At 38.8% G+C, this 15,870-nt stretch carries 15 protein-coding genes and 1 other annotated feature; of the genes, 10 read left to right on the top strand and 5 right to left on the bottom strand.

Annotated elements, in window-relative coordinates:
- Positions 1 to 693, top strand: a 693-nt coding sequence (locus KTHG_RS12650; protein WP_370362767.1) for a TspO/MBR family protein, incomplete at its 5' end; no start/stop codon positions are given.
- Positions 694 to 730: 37 nt separating this feature from the next.
- Here the strand turns inward: KTHG_RS12650 and KTHG_RS12645 are convergent.
- Positions 731 to 1,342, bottom strand: coding sequence for a LysE family translocator (locus KTHG_RS12645; RefSeq protein ID WP_370362766.1), 612 nt, complete (start codon positions 1,340 to 1,342; stop codon positions 731 to 733).
- Between the two features lie 369 nt (positions 1,343 to 1,711).
- Between KTHG_RS12645 and KTHG_RS12640 the strand changes: the two genes are divergently transcribed.
- Positions 1,712 to 2,878 (top strand): hypothetical protein, encoded by a 1,167-nt coding sequence (locus tag KTHG_RS12640; protein WP_126989453.1) that lies wholly within the window; start codon positions 1,712 to 1,714, stop codon positions 2,876 to 2,878.
- A 208-nt stretch (positions 2,879 to 3,086) separates the two neighbouring features.
- Here KTHG_RS12640 and KTHG_RS12635 read toward each other — a convergent pair whose 3' ends face one another.
- Positions 3,087 to 3,737, bottom strand: a complete 651-nt coding sequence (locus KTHG_RS12635; protein WP_139994004.1) for an MOSC domain-containing protein — start codon at positions 3,735 to 3,737, stop codon at positions 3,087 to 3,089.
- Positions 3,738 to 4,002: 265 nt separating this feature from the next.
- On the opposite strand from KTHG_RS12635, the gene KTHG_RS12630 reads away from it, so the two are divergent.
- Entirely contained in the window at positions 4,003 to 4,689 is a 687-nt protein-coding gene (locus tag KTHG_RS12630; RefSeq protein ID WP_255512451.1) for a hypothetical protein, read from the top strand.
- A gap of 137 nt (positions 4,690 to 4,826) precedes the next feature.
- Here KTHG_RS12630 and KTHG_RS12625 read toward each other — a convergent pair whose 3' ends face one another.
- Positions 4,827 to 6,179 carry a sigma-54 interaction domain-containing protein gene (locus KTHG_RS12625; RefSeq protein ID WP_139994003.1) on the bottom strand — a complete coding sequence of 451 codons (1,353 nt, stop codon included), beginning with the start codon at positions 6,177 to 6,179 and terminating at the stop codon, positions 4,827 to 4,829.
- Between the two features lie 193 nt (positions 6,180 to 6,372).
- Here KTHG_RS12625 and KTHG_RS12620 point away from each other — a divergent pair, with 193 nt between their 5' ends.
- The 5 genes from KTHG_RS12620 (at position 6,373) to KTHG_RS12600 (ending at position 10,271) form a co-directional block, all read left to right on the top strand.
- Positions 6,373 to 7,566, top strand: a complete 1,194-nt coding sequence (locus KTHG_RS12620) for an ornithine--oxo-acid transaminase (protein ID WP_139994002.1) — start codon at positions 6,373 to 6,375, stop codon at positions 7,564 to 7,566.
- 74 nt (positions 7,567 to 7,640) lie between these two features.
- Positions 7,641 to 7,874: a hypothetical protein gene (locus KTHG_RS12615; RefSeq protein ID WP_126989448.1), complete on the top strand. Its 234-nt coding sequence runs from the start codon at positions 7,641 to 7,643 to the stop codon at positions 7,872 to 7,874.
- A gap of 107 nt (positions 7,875 to 7,981) precedes the next feature.
- Positions 7,982 to 8,632, top strand: coding sequence for a response regulator transcription factor (locus KTHG_RS12610; RefSeq protein ID WP_126989447.1), 651 nt, complete (start codon positions 7,982 to 7,984; stop codon positions 8,630 to 8,632).
- A complete protein-coding gene (locus tag KTHG_RS12605; RefSeq protein ID WP_139994001.1) occupies positions 8,629 to 9,666 on the top strand; it encodes a HAMP domain-containing sensor histidine kinase in 1,038 nt (345 codons plus the stop codon). The genes KTHG_RS12610 and KTHG_RS12605 overlap by 4 nt, the downstream gene beginning before the upstream one ends.
- A 50-nt stretch (positions 9,667 to 9,716) precedes the next feature.
- Positions 9,717 to 10,271 (top strand): YdhK family protein, encoded by a 555-nt coding sequence (locus KTHG_RS12600; RefSeq protein ID WP_139994000.1) that lies wholly within the window; start codon positions 9,717 to 9,719, stop codon positions 10,269 to 10,271.
- A 20-nt stretch (positions 10,272 to 10,291) separates the two neighbouring features.
- Here KTHG_RS12600 and KTHG_RS12595 read toward each other — a convergent pair whose 3' ends face one another.
- Positions 10,292 to 11,482: an MDR family MFS transporter gene (locus KTHG_RS12595; protein ID WP_139993999.1), complete on the bottom strand. Its 1,191-nt coding sequence runs from the start codon at positions 11,480 to 11,482 to the stop codon at positions 10,292 to 10,294.
- Between the two features lie 229 nt (positions 11,483 to 11,711).
- Positions 11,712 to 11,925 (top strand) — a binding site (T-box leader).
- Between the two features lie 37 nt (positions 11,926 to 11,962).
- Here KTHG_RS12595 and argS point away from each other — a divergent pair.
- Entirely contained in the window at positions 11,963 to 13,636 is a 1,674-nt protein-coding gene (argS, locus tag KTHG_RS12590; RefSeq protein WP_139993997.1) for an arginine--tRNA ligase, read from the top strand.
- 166 nt (positions 13,637 to 13,802) lie between these two features.
- Here the strand turns inward: argS and KTHG_RS12585 are convergent, their stop codons facing one another.
- Positions 13,803 to 14,600 (bottom strand): SigB/SigF/SigG family RNA polymerase sigma factor, encoded by a 798-nt coding sequence (locus KTHG_RS12585; RefSeq protein ID WP_139993995.1) that lies wholly within the window; start codon positions 14,598 to 14,600, stop codon positions 13,803 to 13,805.
- A gap of 372 nt (positions 14,601 to 14,972) precedes the next feature.
- Between KTHG_RS12585 and KTHG_RS12580 the strand changes: the two genes are divergently transcribed.
- On the top strand, positions 14,973 to 15,842 hold the full coding sequence (locus KTHG_RS12580; protein WP_186439594.1) for a MerR family transcriptional regulator: 870 nt from the start codon (positions 14,973 to 14,975) through the stop codon (positions 15,840 to 15,842).
- The last annotated feature ends 28 nt before the right edge of the window (positions 15,843 to 15,870 follow it).

Genomic DNA, 15,870 nt, shown 5'->3' with positions numbered 1-15,870 from the left:
TGGATTGGTTTTGGAGCGATGGTCATCGTTAATGCCCTCGCCAATTTATTACCACTTAACGGGCAAACAACAGGTGAAATATCGAATAAAATCAATGTACTCTTTACACCAGCTGGCTATGTCTTTTCAATTTGGTCTTTAATATATGTTCTATTAATTGTCTGGCTGATTGTTATTTACAAGCGTGTAAAGCGTCGCGATTTTAATACAAAAGTTGGTGTTGCCTTTGTCGCAACCTGTGTATGGAATATCGCGTGGCTGATTTGCTGGCACTTCGAATTCTTTGGTACATCAATTATTTTCATGCTATTACTGCTTGTGACACTCATTTTCATCTATTTACAGTATAAAAATGATGAGCAAGGTTTTGGAAAGCGACTACCTTTTTCATTTTATCTAGCATGGATTTCAGTTGCGACAATCGCAAATATTAGCTTTGTTTTAAAATACAATGGTGTCTCACTTGGCATTAATGAAGTATTTGGCTCATTTGTGCTAGTTATCATTGCAGCGTTATTAACGATACTAGCCGTGAAAGTATCACGTGATTTATTCTTCCTATTAGTGACAACTTGGGCTTTAATCGGCGTTTCTGTTGCGAATGAGCAGGCACTGATGGCAACGGGTACAGGAATTGTTGTCGGTATTATGGTGCTCGTGTCACTATTCGTGTACGTTAAAGATCGGAATTAAAAAAACAGACAGCCAAAATGGTTGTCTGTTTTTTTAGTTAAAGTGTAAAAAAGGCGACAAGCGCAAATGTAATTAACACAATACCAGATGCATAATGAATGCCTTGAAATAATTTTTTGCCAATGAAGCGGCTTAGGGACGCAATGCCTGTACTTAATAGTAGCCACCAAATCGCGGAGCCAAAAAAGACACCCATTGCTAAAATGACACCACTATACTCAGTCGTCGTAATGCCAAGCCCTGCGAAGATTGCTAAAAAAGATAAAATCGTCATGGGGTTTGTAATCGTTAAAAATAAAGTAGAAAGGTACGCCTTTAACGGATTTTTGCCACGACTTGCTTTTGCTGCTTCATGTGAAGGTTTCGCACGTAGCATTTGTATACCAAGATAAAGTAAAAAGACGCCGCCAATAAGCTGCAACCATATTGAAATGCCTGTTAAAAAATGAATAATAACCGTTAACCCAAGACCCGCAATAATACCATATACACCATCTGCTGTTGCGGCACCTAATCCGGACACAAAGCCAATCCATTTCCCCTGCTCTAACGTACGTTTGATGCATAATATTCCAATAGGTCCTACTGGCGCAGCGATTGTCACGCCGATAATGCCCCCTTTTAAAAGAAGCCACATCATATCTGTCATTTATGTCCCTCATTTCTGGTTCCTTATTATACGAAAAAAATGAGTGAATTCAAATTTGTGTTAAAAGACATATGGCTATTTCGCCAAATTATATACAAAATGGTTTTTTAAGTTTTTTATATAGGCCGTATGTATTTAAAAATATTAATTATTTAGATTATGCATTTTTTTGTTATTTTAAAATAGATAAATACGCTTATTTTTAACTCCTTTAAATGAATAATTTTAAAAGTATCGTACGAAAAAGCACCTATTTATGGAGAATAAAACCAATGTCTTGAGCTAAAACAGCTCTTTATTAAATAGGATATTGCACACATTTGTTATGTTGGTATAATTCATATATCTTATGTGCGGAAGGTGTACAATATGTATTATGAAATAGATCAGAAATATGTAGAAATAATTGAAACAAATTTAACCGTTGATATAAATGGGCTTTCAGTGCCTTACATAAAATTAACAGCGCGCGTCGACTACCCGAAGGCACGTTTCTTTGAAAAAGAAGATTCACCGCAAACAACACTTTACTTCGTTGAAAAGCCGGCTTCTGCTAATTGGTCGCCGCTTCTTTTAAAAATTCACCATGCCTTTTATAAAAATTATGAGGCGATGCAGCCAACAATTTGGAAACATGACACACAAACACTTGCCTTTATGACGCGTCCATTTTACAGCAAATGGGTAAACGAAGAGGAAATGATTGACCAGCATGAAGTGTATGAATTATTACTTAAAAGTCTATACATTCACATGCAACATTTAAGCACAAAAATGCGTAAATCACTTGATTATTTATTTTTAGATGCAGGCATTTACCCAATGATGCAGGAAATTGCCTTTTTACAATTGGATTTTGATGGCACAACCGATTTAAGCTACGGCGAATTTGTGCCGGTTGTTCCACAAAAGAGTGAAGTTGAGCTTACTTATTTAGAGGACCGTACAATGGCACGTTTCACCTTTTTAAATGAAATCGAAGTGTCTCGTAAATATGAGCGCCGTATTCGTGGCGTGATTCAAGCAGAAAACCGTGTGGTCCAGTACCCTTATGTGCGTCAGCATACACCGATGATTGAATTATCATTACGTCAATTGCGTTTAAACGTTTTAAAATATTCCTATAAAAACTTAAATATCGAACGCGAATATCATTTATTTGCGCAATATGGCTTCTTCCATGCACTTGCGGGTTTCACGGATATTGTCTTTTTAGAAAATTTCACTGTATTAAGTGATACAGTACACAATGACTATACGACATTTGCGATTGAGGAAATGAAGCAATTCGTCTTTAATCAATTAAAAGCCCCTATTATTATTTTTGAAGCACCACAATATGAAAAAGGAAAGCTTGAAGCATTAGGCTTTACACATGTTCCGGAGACAAAATACTTCTACCTACGTGCTACAGAATATGCAGGCTTAAAGGTCGATCCAATCGAGCTACATGATAATGGTCAGGACATTACACGCTGCTTTGACTATGGTCCAACGACGGTGACAGAATTAAATCATTATATTTATGCGGATTAAATGTAATGAGTATTTTCTTTTTAAATATTCGCTGCCCATTTCCTACCTTAACATGAGATTTAACTAGTTATGTCATATATTATTAGTATACTGTTTTTTTGTAGATGGGTAGTTGAGTATGTATATCTTTTCATTCCATTATTAACGCAAGCCTTAAAGAAACAACTTGGCCTTTAAAAAAAAGCCCTCCAAATTTGGAAGGCCTTTTTTAATATGTTAATTTTGCTAATCGTGTATCAAAGCGCTCGCGCCAATCATCTGCAAGTGCATCGACCGCAATGATTTTTTTCATGCGTTCTACATCTTTCGCATGATGGAAGTATGTCTCATTCCCAAAGAGTACGGTTATATTCGCTGGGTCTTTTTGCAGTAACGTCATTTCTGAATCACTATAGACGCTACCTTCTTCTAGTACGCGGCATAAATAGCCCGTAAAGCCGGTCTCTACCATGCGCTTCATCATCTGTGGATTCCCTACACGACGATTGATTGTATTACAAGGAATGCGTCCCTGTGTCACCTGAATGATCGCATCCCCCAGCTGATAAATATCACCAATTGCGACATCTGCTTCAAGTGCCTCACGTACCGTAATATTTTCGCCAAATGCAGAGGGTGGTAATGTATCGCCGAATTCTTCCTGCCACTGCAAATAATGCTCATACGGATACACACAAACGGCACGGTCTAGGCCACCATGATGCTTTAAATCCGCTACACCATCGCCTGTAAAGCCATCCTTTGTTAAAAAAGCCTCTGTTACGGCCTCTTTACAAATGCCAGTCTCCATCGTTTTATCGCGCCCATAACTCATTTTTTTAGGCTTCCCAATTGAAAAATACGTTAATGCTGTCATCATACTCCCCCTTTGTTTATTTCATTGTATACAAGGCGCTACAAAAAGAAAAGATGATTATGCTATACTGATGTTAACGTACATAAGGCTAGTTAACCCCGCGTAAATCACAAAATGTTAACAAAGGAGTTTTTCAAATGGCAGATAAAACAATGGGCTTCAAAATCACAGATGAAATGCATGAAAAAACGAAAAAATCATCGAGGAAAGTGGCTATTCAGCAAAAGAATGGTTAGAAAAAGCAGTCGCCCTATACCAGGTTCAAACGATGAAGGATAAAGCGACGGAATTTACGCCAGATTTAGATGAGCTAGAACATCATACACAGCGTATTTATACATTAGTCGCAAATATGATCGAGCGCTCAGGCTATTTACGTGACCAGGCAATTGTTGATTCCACAGAGCTTGTGAAACAAAAAGACCGCACCATCGCAGACTTGCAAAAGCAAGTACAGGAAAAGGATGCGGCTGTGGAGTCGATGAACACACAGTATGATGAACTAAATGACGCCATCGCAGAGCTTGAAGCAAAAAATGCAGAGCTTGCCGGTACAATGGGCGACAAGCAGGCATTAATTGCGAGCTATAGTGAAAAAATCGCGAAGCTAGAGGAAGAGATTGCCTCTTATAAGGGCCTCCGCAATGACCTTGCATTAGCGAAGCAAGAGCATACAGCTTTAGTGACAGCACATAAAAAAGAATTGAAAGCGCAAGATAACGAGCTTCAAAAAGCGTATCAGCTAAACCACGACTTAGAAAATCAATTACAGGCGATTGAAACATCTCATGCAAAAGATATTGAGCTTGTGCGTATGCAGGAATCTGCGGCGAAAAATAATGAGCTTGTCGCAATGAGCCGTGAGCATCAGCAAGAAATCAATCAGCTTCATGCAATGTATAATGAGCGCATTCAAGCGCTTTTAACAAAATCTGAGGAAGAAACTGAAAAATAGGTATATTTTACTTTTTCAACTTTATTTACTTTTTTTGAAAAAATAAGGTTTACACTAAGCATATAGTGGTTATATTATAAGTGTACTTTTCATATTCTTCTCATTTGACCGCTTGCGTTTCGACGCAGGCGGCTTTTTTATTGTAAGCCGAGGCGTTTCATACGATATTGGAGACTTTGTCGGCTAAGGCCTAACTGTTTTGCGGCAAGCGTAATATGATGCTGTGTATCCGTTAATACTTTTTCTAAAATGACACGCTCTGCATCGAGTAATTGCTCCTTTAAGTTTTTTGACGAATCTTGCTCAAATGATGTAAACATCGCTTTTTGAAGTTTAGGAGCTTTCATCCGGAAATAATACGGCAAATGTACCTCATCAATAATTTGCTCATATTCCATACTGTTCATGGCTGATTCAATCGCATGCTCAAGTTCACGCACATTCCCCGGCCAGTCATGCTGACGAAAATGCTCGCGGGCAGCGGGTGAAATCGATTGGACATTCATTTGCAGCAAATCATTGTATTTATGAATAAAGCTTTCCACTAGTAAATCTAAATCATCCATGCGCTCTCGAAGCGGCGGAATCATTAGTGCAACAACTGCAAGACGATAATATAAATCTTTACGTAGCTTTTCCTGTACAATTAATTCAAATGGATCCTCATTAATGGTCGCAATCATGCGTACATCTACTGAAATCTCTTGTAAGCCGCCAATCCGGCGCACCTTTTTCTCTTGTAGTACGCGCAGTAGCTTGGCCTGTAGATGGATAGGTAATGAATTTAACTCATCTAACAATAACGTACCGCCATTTGCCTGCTCAAATAAGCCGGGACGATCCTCTGCACCCGTAAATGCCCCTTTCGTTGTACCAAATAAAATACTCTCCATTAGCGTATCAGGCAACGCCGCACAGTTTTGTGCAATGAGTGGCTTATCGGAGCGGTTGCTAGCATCATGGATGCTTTGCACAAATAATTCCTTTCCGGTTCCTGTTTCGCCAATTAATAGCACATTAGACGTTGTACGCGCCGCACGTTTTGCGAGCTCTATAACATCGAGAAGCCCACTATTTTCACCAATAATATCATCAAAATGGAAGGATGGCTTTAGTGCCTCTTTTTGATGTCGTAAAAGTCGCTCTATTTTCGTAACATCCGTCGCAATTTCCATAACGGCTGTTACCTCACCCGCTTCAACAATCGGATAGGTATTATTAACCGTCATAATTTTACGCCCGATATTATTAAAATATTGCTGCTTTACGTTTAGCACTGCTTCCCCGGTATGAAGTGCCGTTAGTAATGTACTTTCCTCATTTTCTTGAAACTGAAAGACATCATGAATATTTTTATCGAGCACTTCACTACGATTCATCGCCTCTAGCTCGGACATTTTATGATTGTATACAATGGTTTTGCCTGTCGCATCAATTATATGAACGCCTACATTCAAACAATCCATGGCATTGATTAATAATTTTTCCATTTTGTCACCTCTTTTCACTAGCATAGCAAAAAAAATTGGCGAAATGGGTAAAACGCCAAAAAATTTCTTAATTTTCTGGCTTGTCATACAATAAAAAGCGTTTTATGATGCGGATTTGACGCTTAGTAAAAGTTGGCATGATTTTTGCATAGATAAAGTCGACACATACTTTTTTTAAAGGGGCGGATTGATTATGACAACAGCATCTTCATCGATTATGACAACAACTGAAAAATTAGGCGCACACAATTATCACCCACTGCCAATCGTGATTGAGCGTGGCGAAGGTGTTTGGGTATATGATCCGGAGGGCACGAAGTATATGGATATGCTATCGGCTTATTCGGCACTCAACCAAGGGCATCGTCACCCTAAAATTATTCAGGCGCTTGTCGACCAAGCACAGAAGGTCACGTTAACATCACGTGCCTTCCATAATGACCAATTGGCACCGTGGTATGAAAAGGTGACACAAATGACCGGAAAAAATATGGTGCTGCCGATGAATACAGGCGCTGAAGCGGTGGAGTCCGCAATTAAAGTGGCACGTCGCTGGGCATATGATGTCAAAGGTGTGGAAGCAGGGAAAGCAGAAATTATTGGCTGTATCGGCAATTTCCATGGTCGTACAATGGGCGCCTTATCCCTCTCATCTGAGGAGGAGTATAAGCGAGGCTTTGGGCCAATGTTAGAAGGGTTTAAGGTCGTGCCTTACGGGGACGCAGAGGCACTCGAGCAAGCGATTACGCCAAATACGGCGGCGTTTATCGTTGAACCCATTCAAGGGGAAGCGGGCATTATTATGCCACCAAAAGGCTATTTAAAAGCAGTAGAAGCAATTTGTCGCAAACATCAAGTATTATTCATTTGTGATGAAATCCAAACAGGCCTTGCGCGTACGGGGAAATTATTCGCTTATGAATGGGAGGATGTCACGCCGGATATGCTTATTTTAGGGAAGGCATTAGGCGGCGGTGTGATGCCAATCTCTGCGGTCGTGGCGAATAATGATATTTTAGGCGTCTTAAACCCTGGCTCACACGGCTCAACATTTGGCGGCAATCCACTAGCTTGTGCAGTATCCACTGCTTCTCTTGAAGTCATTGAAGAGGAAAACCTTGTACAGCGTTCGCTTGAGCTCGGGCAGTACTTTAAGGAACAACTTGAAACAATCACCCATGCAGCTATTAAAGAAATTCGTGGCACAGGGCTCTTTATTGGTATTGAGCTACACACAGATGCGCGTCCTTACTGCGAGGCACTGATGAAAAAGGGCTTATTATGTAAGGAAACGCATGCAACCGTTATCCGCTTTGCACCACCTCTTGTGATTTCAAAAGAAGAGCTAGACTGGGCGCTTGAGCAGATTAAAACGCTCTTTAATTAATTAACAAAATATCCCCAGAAGTTAGATGCCTTGTATGTTCGCTTCATGGTACACTTACATGCAGGGGGGATTTTATGAGAAATTACACAACGAAGGCGTTGTTTTGGTTATGGCTTCTTATCATCTATGTACTCGTTTTCGTGGGTGCTTATTTTTATAACACGATGGCTAAAGCACCGAATGTGCCACTTTTAATCGGTGTCATCGCCCTTTTCAGTCTTATTTTTATTCCGGTGTATTTGGCGATTTGGCGTTCCATTGAAAAACGTGAGGCACGAAAAGCAGCTAAGCAACATTTACGATTTTAAAAAAGATAGCTCTCTTCTAAAAAAAGAGATGCTATCTTTTTTGATTGGTCGCAAGTTTCTTGCAACCTCGCTCTAATTAGTCAACAATAAGGGGCGGGGGGTATAAAATGAACACCATTTTACTTGTTGACGACGAACATCCTATTACCGATGTTTTACAAACGTATTTTGAAAAATTACCAGCGCATGTAGTTATAGCGCATACAGGAAGTCAGGCATTAGATTTACTTGAAAAACATGTTGTTGATTTAGTTATTTTAGATTTAATGCTGCCCGATATGCGTGGTGAAGATATTTGTCGCTATCTAAAGCTAGAAACATCGATTCCTGTCATTATGCTTACCGCAAAAATTAGCATTGAAGATAAGCTCAATGGATTTCATATTGGAGCTGACGATTACGTGATTAAACCTTTTCATCCAAAAGAAATCGTAGCACGTGCAAAAAGGCTTTTACCGAAATCAGCGAATCTTCAAGTGGGTGCAATTAATTATGAAGCAACAGCACGACTGCTTACCTTACCGGATGAAGCCGTTACGTTGACAGAAAATGAAGGGAAAATTATGACATTACTACTTGAGAATCCAACGAAAGTATTTAGTCGTTATGAAATGATTGAAAATTTATTTAGTGAAGAGACAGACCCACGGGTTATTGATCAGCATATAAAAAATATTCGGAAGAAAATAAACTACCCACTCATTCAAACTGTTTTTGGTATTGGGTATAAATTAGAAGAAGTGAGTCATCTCTCATGAAACTTGTAGTGAAAATAACGATTCTGTTGACTCTTTTCACATTTTCTACGCTAATAATCAGTATGTATATCTTATTACATAAAGCACATAAGCATTTTCAAATGCTCGATTCTAGTCAAAATGACGCACTCCTCGCCCATTTTGATATGGCTTTACGAGAAACAGCTAGTTGGACATTACTCATTCTTTTCGTAGTAATTAGCATTGCGAGTTTTTTATTAGCGCGAATGATTATCAAGCCAATGCACATTCTTCAAGCTTTTGCGCTTAAGCTCGTCAAAGGAGAAAGATATGTCTCCTTACCTTCTATGCCAAATGATGCAATCGGACAATTGGGGTGTTCCCTACAGACACTCGATAAAACACTCGCTCAGTATGAGCAATCACGAAATGAAATGACTCAAAATCTGGCACATGAAATACGGAATCCATTGGCTACTTTAAAAAGTCAATTAAGTGCTTTTGAAGATGGCCTTTGGGAAGTAACACCAGCACGTTTATCAAATTGTACAGCGGAGTTAGATCGATTGATTGGTCTTGTAGCAGAGCTAGATCAATTAAATGTGATTAATGATCCGAAATTCACTATTGAGCGAAAAAACCAATTCATTGCACCAATTATCGAAAAAACGGCGATGCTTTATGCGCCGATTTGTTTATCAAAAAAAATGGAGTTAGCGATTGATGTAGCACCTCATTTAAAGGGCTTCGTCGATGAAAAACGACTTACACAAATTTTACAAAATATTTTTGAAAATGCCATTCACGCTGTCGAATCAGATGGACGTATTCAGTGTTATGCAAAGGAAAATGGGCAATCTCTTTGTATTATTATCGCAGATACAGGTGGTGGCTCACCCACTCCTGAAAAGCTATTTACGCGCTATGTTAGTAGTACATCCTCTTCTAATAAAGGGTTAGGACTAACGATTACAAAAGCATTAGTAGAAGCCCATCAAGGAACCATTATGATGAAAAATAATGATATAGGTGGCATGACTTGTCAAATTGATCTTCCTCGCCATTCTTCATAAGTTCTACATAAGTTCTTTTTATAATGAAACAAAAGAAAGGATGAGAATACATGAGAAAATGGATTATGACAACAGCTATCATTGGAGTAATAAGTCTGAGTGCATGTGGACAAGCTGACACGACGGAAGAACAGCCAAAACAGCAACATGATATGAATCATGAATCGATGAATCATTCGTCAAGTGAAGGAGCACCGGATGCTGTTAAAAAAGAAAAGAATCCTAAATTTTCAGTAGGTAGTAAGGTAATCATGGAGGCCCATCATATGCCTGGTATGGACGGACAACAAGCGACTGTCTCAGGTGCGTACGACACTACGGTATATAGCGTGACTTACACGCCGACTACGGGTAAAAAAGAACCTGTCAAAAACCATAAATGGGTCATTCATGAAGAAATCAAGAAAGCCTCCCCTACTTCGTATAAAAAGGGTGACAAAGTAACTCTAACTGCTGACCATATGGAAGGAATGGCCGGTGCTAGAGCGACAATTGATTCCGCTAAAAAAACGACCGTTTATATGGTCGATTATAAAGATGCAGATGGACAAATGATTAAAAATCATAAATGGGTAACAGAAAATGAATTACGAGCTGCTCACTAAAATTAAAGGGTTGGAATTGATTATTCCAATCCTTTTACTTTGTACGGATAGTGAGAAATTTTTAGATAAAGCATCATACTTATTATTGATACGATAAATAGCGTTGTTCCTGCTAGTATAGGAGAGGATACGAAAAAAATAAGAGGCGCCAACATACGACCAATCGTATATTGCATGTTAGAAGCACCCATATATTGGCCACGCATCGCTTCTGGTGCATGTCTACTAACAAAATGATTGATGACAGGTGCGCGGACAATTTCACCCAGCGTGAATGTCACAATGAGTACAATGAGTAGCACAAGATTGGTTGTTATACTCATAAGAAATAAACTACCACCGTTTAGTAGGCAGGATAAAATAAACACATCTCGGTCCCGCCAATTTTTAAGTAAGCGTGTTGTCGGTAAAATAAGCACCACAAACATCAGACCGTTAATGCCTAAAAGAAGACCTAGAATAGAACGACTATCTAAATGCCACTGTGCGGGTACTTCATCAACGATGTATTTAGCGATAAATAAGTCGAGCTGCATAATGGTAAAGATCGATAGCACACCAGCTAAAATATAGAGAAAAAATACGCGGTCTTGCACAATCAGGCGATAATTGCCGGCCTTTTCTAGGAGGCTACGTGTGATTTTTTTAGCGGGCCTTTTTCCTGGTAAGGTCTCGGTCATTTCAATAAAAATAATGAGTAGATACACACTTAAAATAAGCGTACAGGCCCATAATAAAGATGTGCGATAAGAGAAAAATAACGTGGCCCCGATTACCGGGCCCAGTACCGCACCAATATTTTTGACGGTAATAAATGTCGCAAATACGTGCTTGCGCTCTTCGTCTGGCACTAAATCGGCAACCATCGCGTCACTCGCGGGGCTATAAAGTGCACCGCCAATGCCAATCAACACATAGGCGACATAATCAAGCCAGTTTTCCGTTGATAACGCAAATAATGCAAACATCACTGCCTGAATACTAGCACCAATAAGCATCGTTGTTCGTCGCCCAAGTGTGTCGGCAATAACCCCACCGATCAATTGGCCGAATAGCTGCACAAACGGTGGAATCATCATCAATATACTTGCTAGCTGTACGCCAAATTGACTGCTAAAATAAATGGCCATATACGGGAAATACATCCAGTAGCATAGGTTAAATAACCCTTCTCCTACAAGACGAATTTTCAAATTTTTATTCCATTTCATGCGCTTTCCCCCTCACTGTATCGTCTACTATACCGAGCTTTTCTAGTAAAAAATAGACTTATATTTTACAATCAGGTATACTAAAAATAATAGAAATCGAATAATACGTAATTTATTTAAACTGCGGCAAAAACAGAACAAACGTTCCGAAAGGGCGTTTTTTTATTTTCAAAAAAACATTGCACAATGTATTTTTTTCTAGTAATATGGAACACAATTCAATGATTCGACAAATTCGATGAAAAAGAGAGTAGCCGATATGAGAGGGTTAAGCGAGCTAGGAATTGGTGTAAGCCTAGACAAATCCATACGGTGAACCGCACTTTGGAGAAAACTTCTGAAACGTAGTAGGAAGTATCGGGGCAATCCTCGTTAACAATGATGAGTGGCCAAATTTTGGCAACTAGAGTGGTACCACGGGAATCTATGCTCTCGTCTCTTTTATAGAGGCGAGGGCTTTTTTTATTGGAGGAGAAAAAAATGAAAACAATGATTGCACAATTACTACATGACACACTTGATCACGCCATTGACCAAGCGACAATCGAACAATTACTTGAAAAACCAAAACATGATGAACTAGGTGACATTGCCTTTCCATGTTTTATTTTAGCGAAACAGCTACGCCAATCTCCTGTTCACATTGCGAAGGATTTAGCAGAAAAATTGCAAGATGTGCGTATTAAAGAAGTGGTTGCAAACGGCCCATATGTGAACTTCTTCTTACAGCCGCTTCCTATCGCGAATACGATTATTCCAGCAATTGTGAGCGAGGGAGCTGCCTATGCGACGGCACCGAAGAATGGCAAAAAAGTGGTTGTAGACTATTCATCACCAAATATCGCGAAACCCTTCTCAATGGGGCATTTACGTTCAACGGTTATCGGGCAAGCAATTTCGAATATTGCAGAAAAAATGGGTTATGAAGCGGTTCGCATTAACCATCTTGGAGACTGGGGTACACAGTTTGGAAAATTAATCGTTGCGTATCGCTTATGGGGCAATCCTGAGGCAATTCGTCAGCAGCCAATCCAAGAGTTATTAAAGATTTATGTAAAATTCCATGAGGAAGCGGAGAAAGATGCTACACTTGATGAGCAAGCACGCCAGGCATTTAAAGCGCTTGAGGACGGAGATGCACAAGCACTTGGGCTTTGGAAAGAATTCCGCGAAGCTTCCTTACTCGAATTTAATGAAATTTATGAGCTTTTAGGCGTTCATTTTAATTCAACGAATGGCGAAGCCTTTTATAATGATAAAATGGACCGCGTCGTAGAAGAGCTAGAAGCTAAAAAATTACTAACATCTTCAGAAGGTGCACAGGTCGTTGATTTAGGTGAAACCCTGCCTCCTTGCTTAATTAAAAAGAAAGACGGCGCGACACTCTATGCAACGCGTGACTTAGCTGCTGCCATTTATCGTCTCGAAAACTACGCACCTGAAAAACTATTTTATGTTGTTGGTGGCGAGCAAACACTACACTTCAAACAATGGTTCCAAGTGCTTGATAAACTGGGCTATGACGCATCAAAATTTGCCCATATTCCATTTGGTATGATGCTAAAAGACGGCAAAAAAATGTCGACACGTAAGGGCAAAATTGTCTTATTAGCAAATGTATTGAATGAAACAATGGAAGCTGCAAAGCAAACCATTCTAGAAAAAAATCCAACGCTTGAAAATAGTGATGTAGTTGCCAAACAAGTTGGTATCGGCGCCGTATTATTCAATGATTTAAAAAACGACCGTCTAAATGATATCGAATTTTCAATCGAGCAAATGCTAACATTTGAAGGCGAGACTGGTCCATACGTGCAATATACGAATGCACGTATTCATACATTACTTGAAAAAGCCGATTTTAAAGCACATACTACTCCGCTTCAAGCAATCGATGATACATTATGGCCGCTCATTAAAGTGCTCGAAACATTTGAAGCGACGATTGCGCGTGCCTATACACAGGCAGACCCTTCTCAAATTGCTAAATTTAGTTTACAACTTTCTCGCACCATTAATAAATTCTATGGTCAACAAAAAGTCTTAACGCAGGATGACACGCAGCAGGACCGCTTAACCGTGCTGTATGCCGCGTCTATTATTTTAGAGCAATGCTTAAATCTTTTAGGTATTGAGGCACCAGCGCATATGTAGGGTATAAAAGAAGCTTTGACATACGTGTAAAAATCCCCGTTCCTAGGAACATACGAAAAACCGGAATCACGCTGTGGCGCGGTTCCGGTTTTTTTGTTGCGAACGCTTAAAAAGAAAATGACGTGTTTTGTCCCAGACTCTTTTTTAGACGCGATTTTCTTTGATACTACGCATTTTTTGAAAAACGCTGTGGCATATCTAAATTATCATGCGCACGAATTGTATTTTTTAATTTTAAAAGGATTTTTCGACGCATACGTGAAATATGCATTTGCGACACGCCAAACTTATCCGCTACTTCTGTTTGTGTCCAGTTTTTAAAGAATAAAAGTTCAACAATCTCTCGTTCTTGCTCAGTCAAATAATTTAAAGACTGTTTTAACACTAGATGATCTTCAAATTTCTCGTAATTGTCATCTATCATCCCTTGATAATCATTGTATGTAGAGGGTGCACCATCTGTTGTGCCCATTTCTACAGGAGCTTCTAGAGATAATGTGTTATAGCCACTCATTAGTTCCATCGTTTCTAATACAACATCCTCTTTTACCTGTAGATATTCCGCAATTTCTGAAACTTTAGGCGAGCGCTGTAATTGTTCATTTAATTCATTCACTGCTTTATTGACATGCATATAAAATTCTTTGACGCGGCGCGGCACATGTACGTCCCATGTGCAGTCTCGGAAATAACGTTTGATTTCCCCAGCGATTGTCGGAACAGCGTATGAAATGAATTTTCCTTCTAAATTCAAATCAAATTTTTGAATCGCTTTCGTTAGCCCCATCATGCCCACCTGTACAACATCTTCACGTTCATTCATCTTGCGTGAATACTTATTTACAATTGACAACACGAGAGGCTGGAATCGGTCTACAAGCTCGGCTGCTGCATCAGTATCTCCATTTTGTGCGTCTTTTAATAATGCATGAATCTCTTGTTCATTAAATGAATTCTTTTTCATTGGTTAAGTTCCTCCTGTTTGATTAGTATGAACTTCTGATAAATCTAATATGACTTTACCTCTCCTTAAACATTGTCAAACTTATTTTTTTAAAAGTTGTACTAATGAATCATCATCAATAGTCTCTTTGAAACATACATATTTAAAAAAATAAAAAAATATGTCTTTTAGAAGCATTTAGACCTTAAAAAGTATATAAATATTTAAAAAAAGACTTAATTAGTTATAAATATACAAACTAAATTCCTTTCTTTTTTATAAATTTATTATTTTTTATATTTTTTTGTATAATGTTTTTTTAATAATATTAGACAATTTGAATGAATGCTCAAAATCGCCTATAATTTAAAGGAAGAAAGGATTTGGGTCATCATGCTAAATCACTCAGATTATCACTATACAATCTCACAAGTGTCACATATTACAGGTCTTACAAAAGAAACAATTCGAAAATGGGAACAACGCCATCAACTTATTCAACCAACCCGGCTAGAGAATGGTTATCGCCAGTATACGCAGTCAGATGTTTTACGTTTATTGCAAATACAACACTATATTCGTGACGGTGCAACGATTCGTAGCGCAATGGAAAAGACAAATACGTTGCCAGCGTTCCAACCACAAACGACTCATTATTTATTTAAATTATTAGAGTATGGTTGGAATTGCGACGAAGCAGCTTTTCATAAAATATTACAGGAAGCGCATCTTATTTTAAGTATCAATGAATTTTTACATCAATTGATTATTCCCTTCTTGCATCAAGTAGGCGACAATTGGCAAAATCATTCTTGGTTTGAGTACCAAGAAACACTTGCTTCAACGATTATTCGTGATTTTTTAGCGACCATTCGACGAAGCTTCCCGGTCAATAATGAACGTCCATTAGTTTTAGGTGCGTGCCTGCCTGGAGAAAATCACGAAATTGCTATTGAAATTTTATTAATTCAAGCAAGTATTAAAGGCTATCGTAATTTTATGATTGGTAGCTCACCCTCTGTTTCTACGATCGAAGCACTGATATTAAAGCTTGAGCCACAAGTCGTTTTATTATCAGCAGCTACATTAAAGCCGTTTGAATTATTTCCTGATGAATTACTCAATCTCGAAAAATTTGCGGCACAGCATCCGCATATTCGCTTCGTCATTGGTGGCGAAGGTGCAAGAATCTATACTGAAAAGCAACCATTTAAACATTTAACATTTTGTAATGACATGGCAACGATTTTTAATAGCTATTAAATTCAACTAAAAAAGCCGCAATCGTCAG

The organism is Kurthia sp. Dielmo (genome assembly GCF_000307285.2).
Lineage (GTDB): Bacteria > Bacillota > Bacilli > Bacillales_A > Planococcaceae > Kurthia > Kurthia populi.
The sequence above is the reverse complement of the archived record's forward strand: the minus strand, read 5'-3'. Positions and strand labels throughout refer to the sequence as shown.

Bases quoted from the DNA above. Each gene is read 5' to 3' on its own strand.
- KTHG_RS12645 (WP_370362766.1), bottom strand. From the start codon at position 1,342: ATGACAGATATGATGTGGCTTCTTTTAAAAGGGGGCATTATCGGCGTG.
- KTHG_RS12640 (WP_126989453.1), top strand. From the start codon at position 1,712: ATGTATTATGAAATAGATCAGAAATATGTAGAAATAATTGAAACAAAT.
- KTHG_RS12635 (WP_139994004.1), bottom strand. From the start codon at position 3,737: ATGATGACAGCATTAACGTATTTTTCAATTGGGAAGCCTAAAAAAATG.
- KTHG_RS12630 (WP_255512451.1), top strand. From the start codon at position 4,003: ATGAAGGATAAAGCGACGGAATTTACGCCAGATTTAGATGAGCTAGAA.
- KTHG_RS12625 (WP_139994003.1), bottom strand. From the start codon at position 6,179: ATGGAAAAATTATTAATCAATGCCATGGATTGTTTGAATGTAGGCGTT.
- KTHG_RS12620 (WP_139994002.1), top strand. From the start codon at position 6,373: ATGACAACAGCATCTTCATCGATTATGACAACAACTGAAAAATTAGGC.
- KTHG_RS12615 (WP_126989448.1), top strand. From the start codon at position 7,641: ATGAGAAATTACACAACGAAGGCGTTGTTTTGGTTATGGCTTCTTATC.
- KTHG_RS12610 (WP_126989447.1), top strand. From the start codon at position 7,982: ATGAACACCATTTTACTTGTTGACGACGAACATCCTATTACCGATGTT.
- KTHG_RS12605 (WP_139994001.1), top strand. From the start codon at position 8,629: ATGAAACTTGTAGTGAAAATAACGATTCTGTTGACTCTTTTCACATTT.
- KTHG_RS12600 (WP_139994000.1), top strand. From the start codon at position 9,717: ATGAGAAAATGGATTATGACAACAGCTATCATTGGAGTAATAAGTCTG.
- KTHG_RS12595 (WP_139993999.1), bottom strand. From the start codon at position 11,482: ATGAAATGGAATAAAAATTTGAAAATTCGTCTTGTAGGAGAAGGGTTA.
- argS (WP_139993997.1), top strand. From the start codon at position 11,963: ATGAAAACAATGATTGCACAATTACTACATGACACACTTGATCACGCC.
- KTHG_RS12585 (WP_139993995.1), bottom strand. From the start codon at position 14,600: ATGAAAAAGAATTCATTTAATGAACAAGAGATTCATGCATTATTAAAA.
- KTHG_RS12580 (WP_186439594.1), top strand. From the start codon at position 14,973: ATGCTAAATCACTCAGATTATCACTATACAATCTCACAAGTGTCACAT.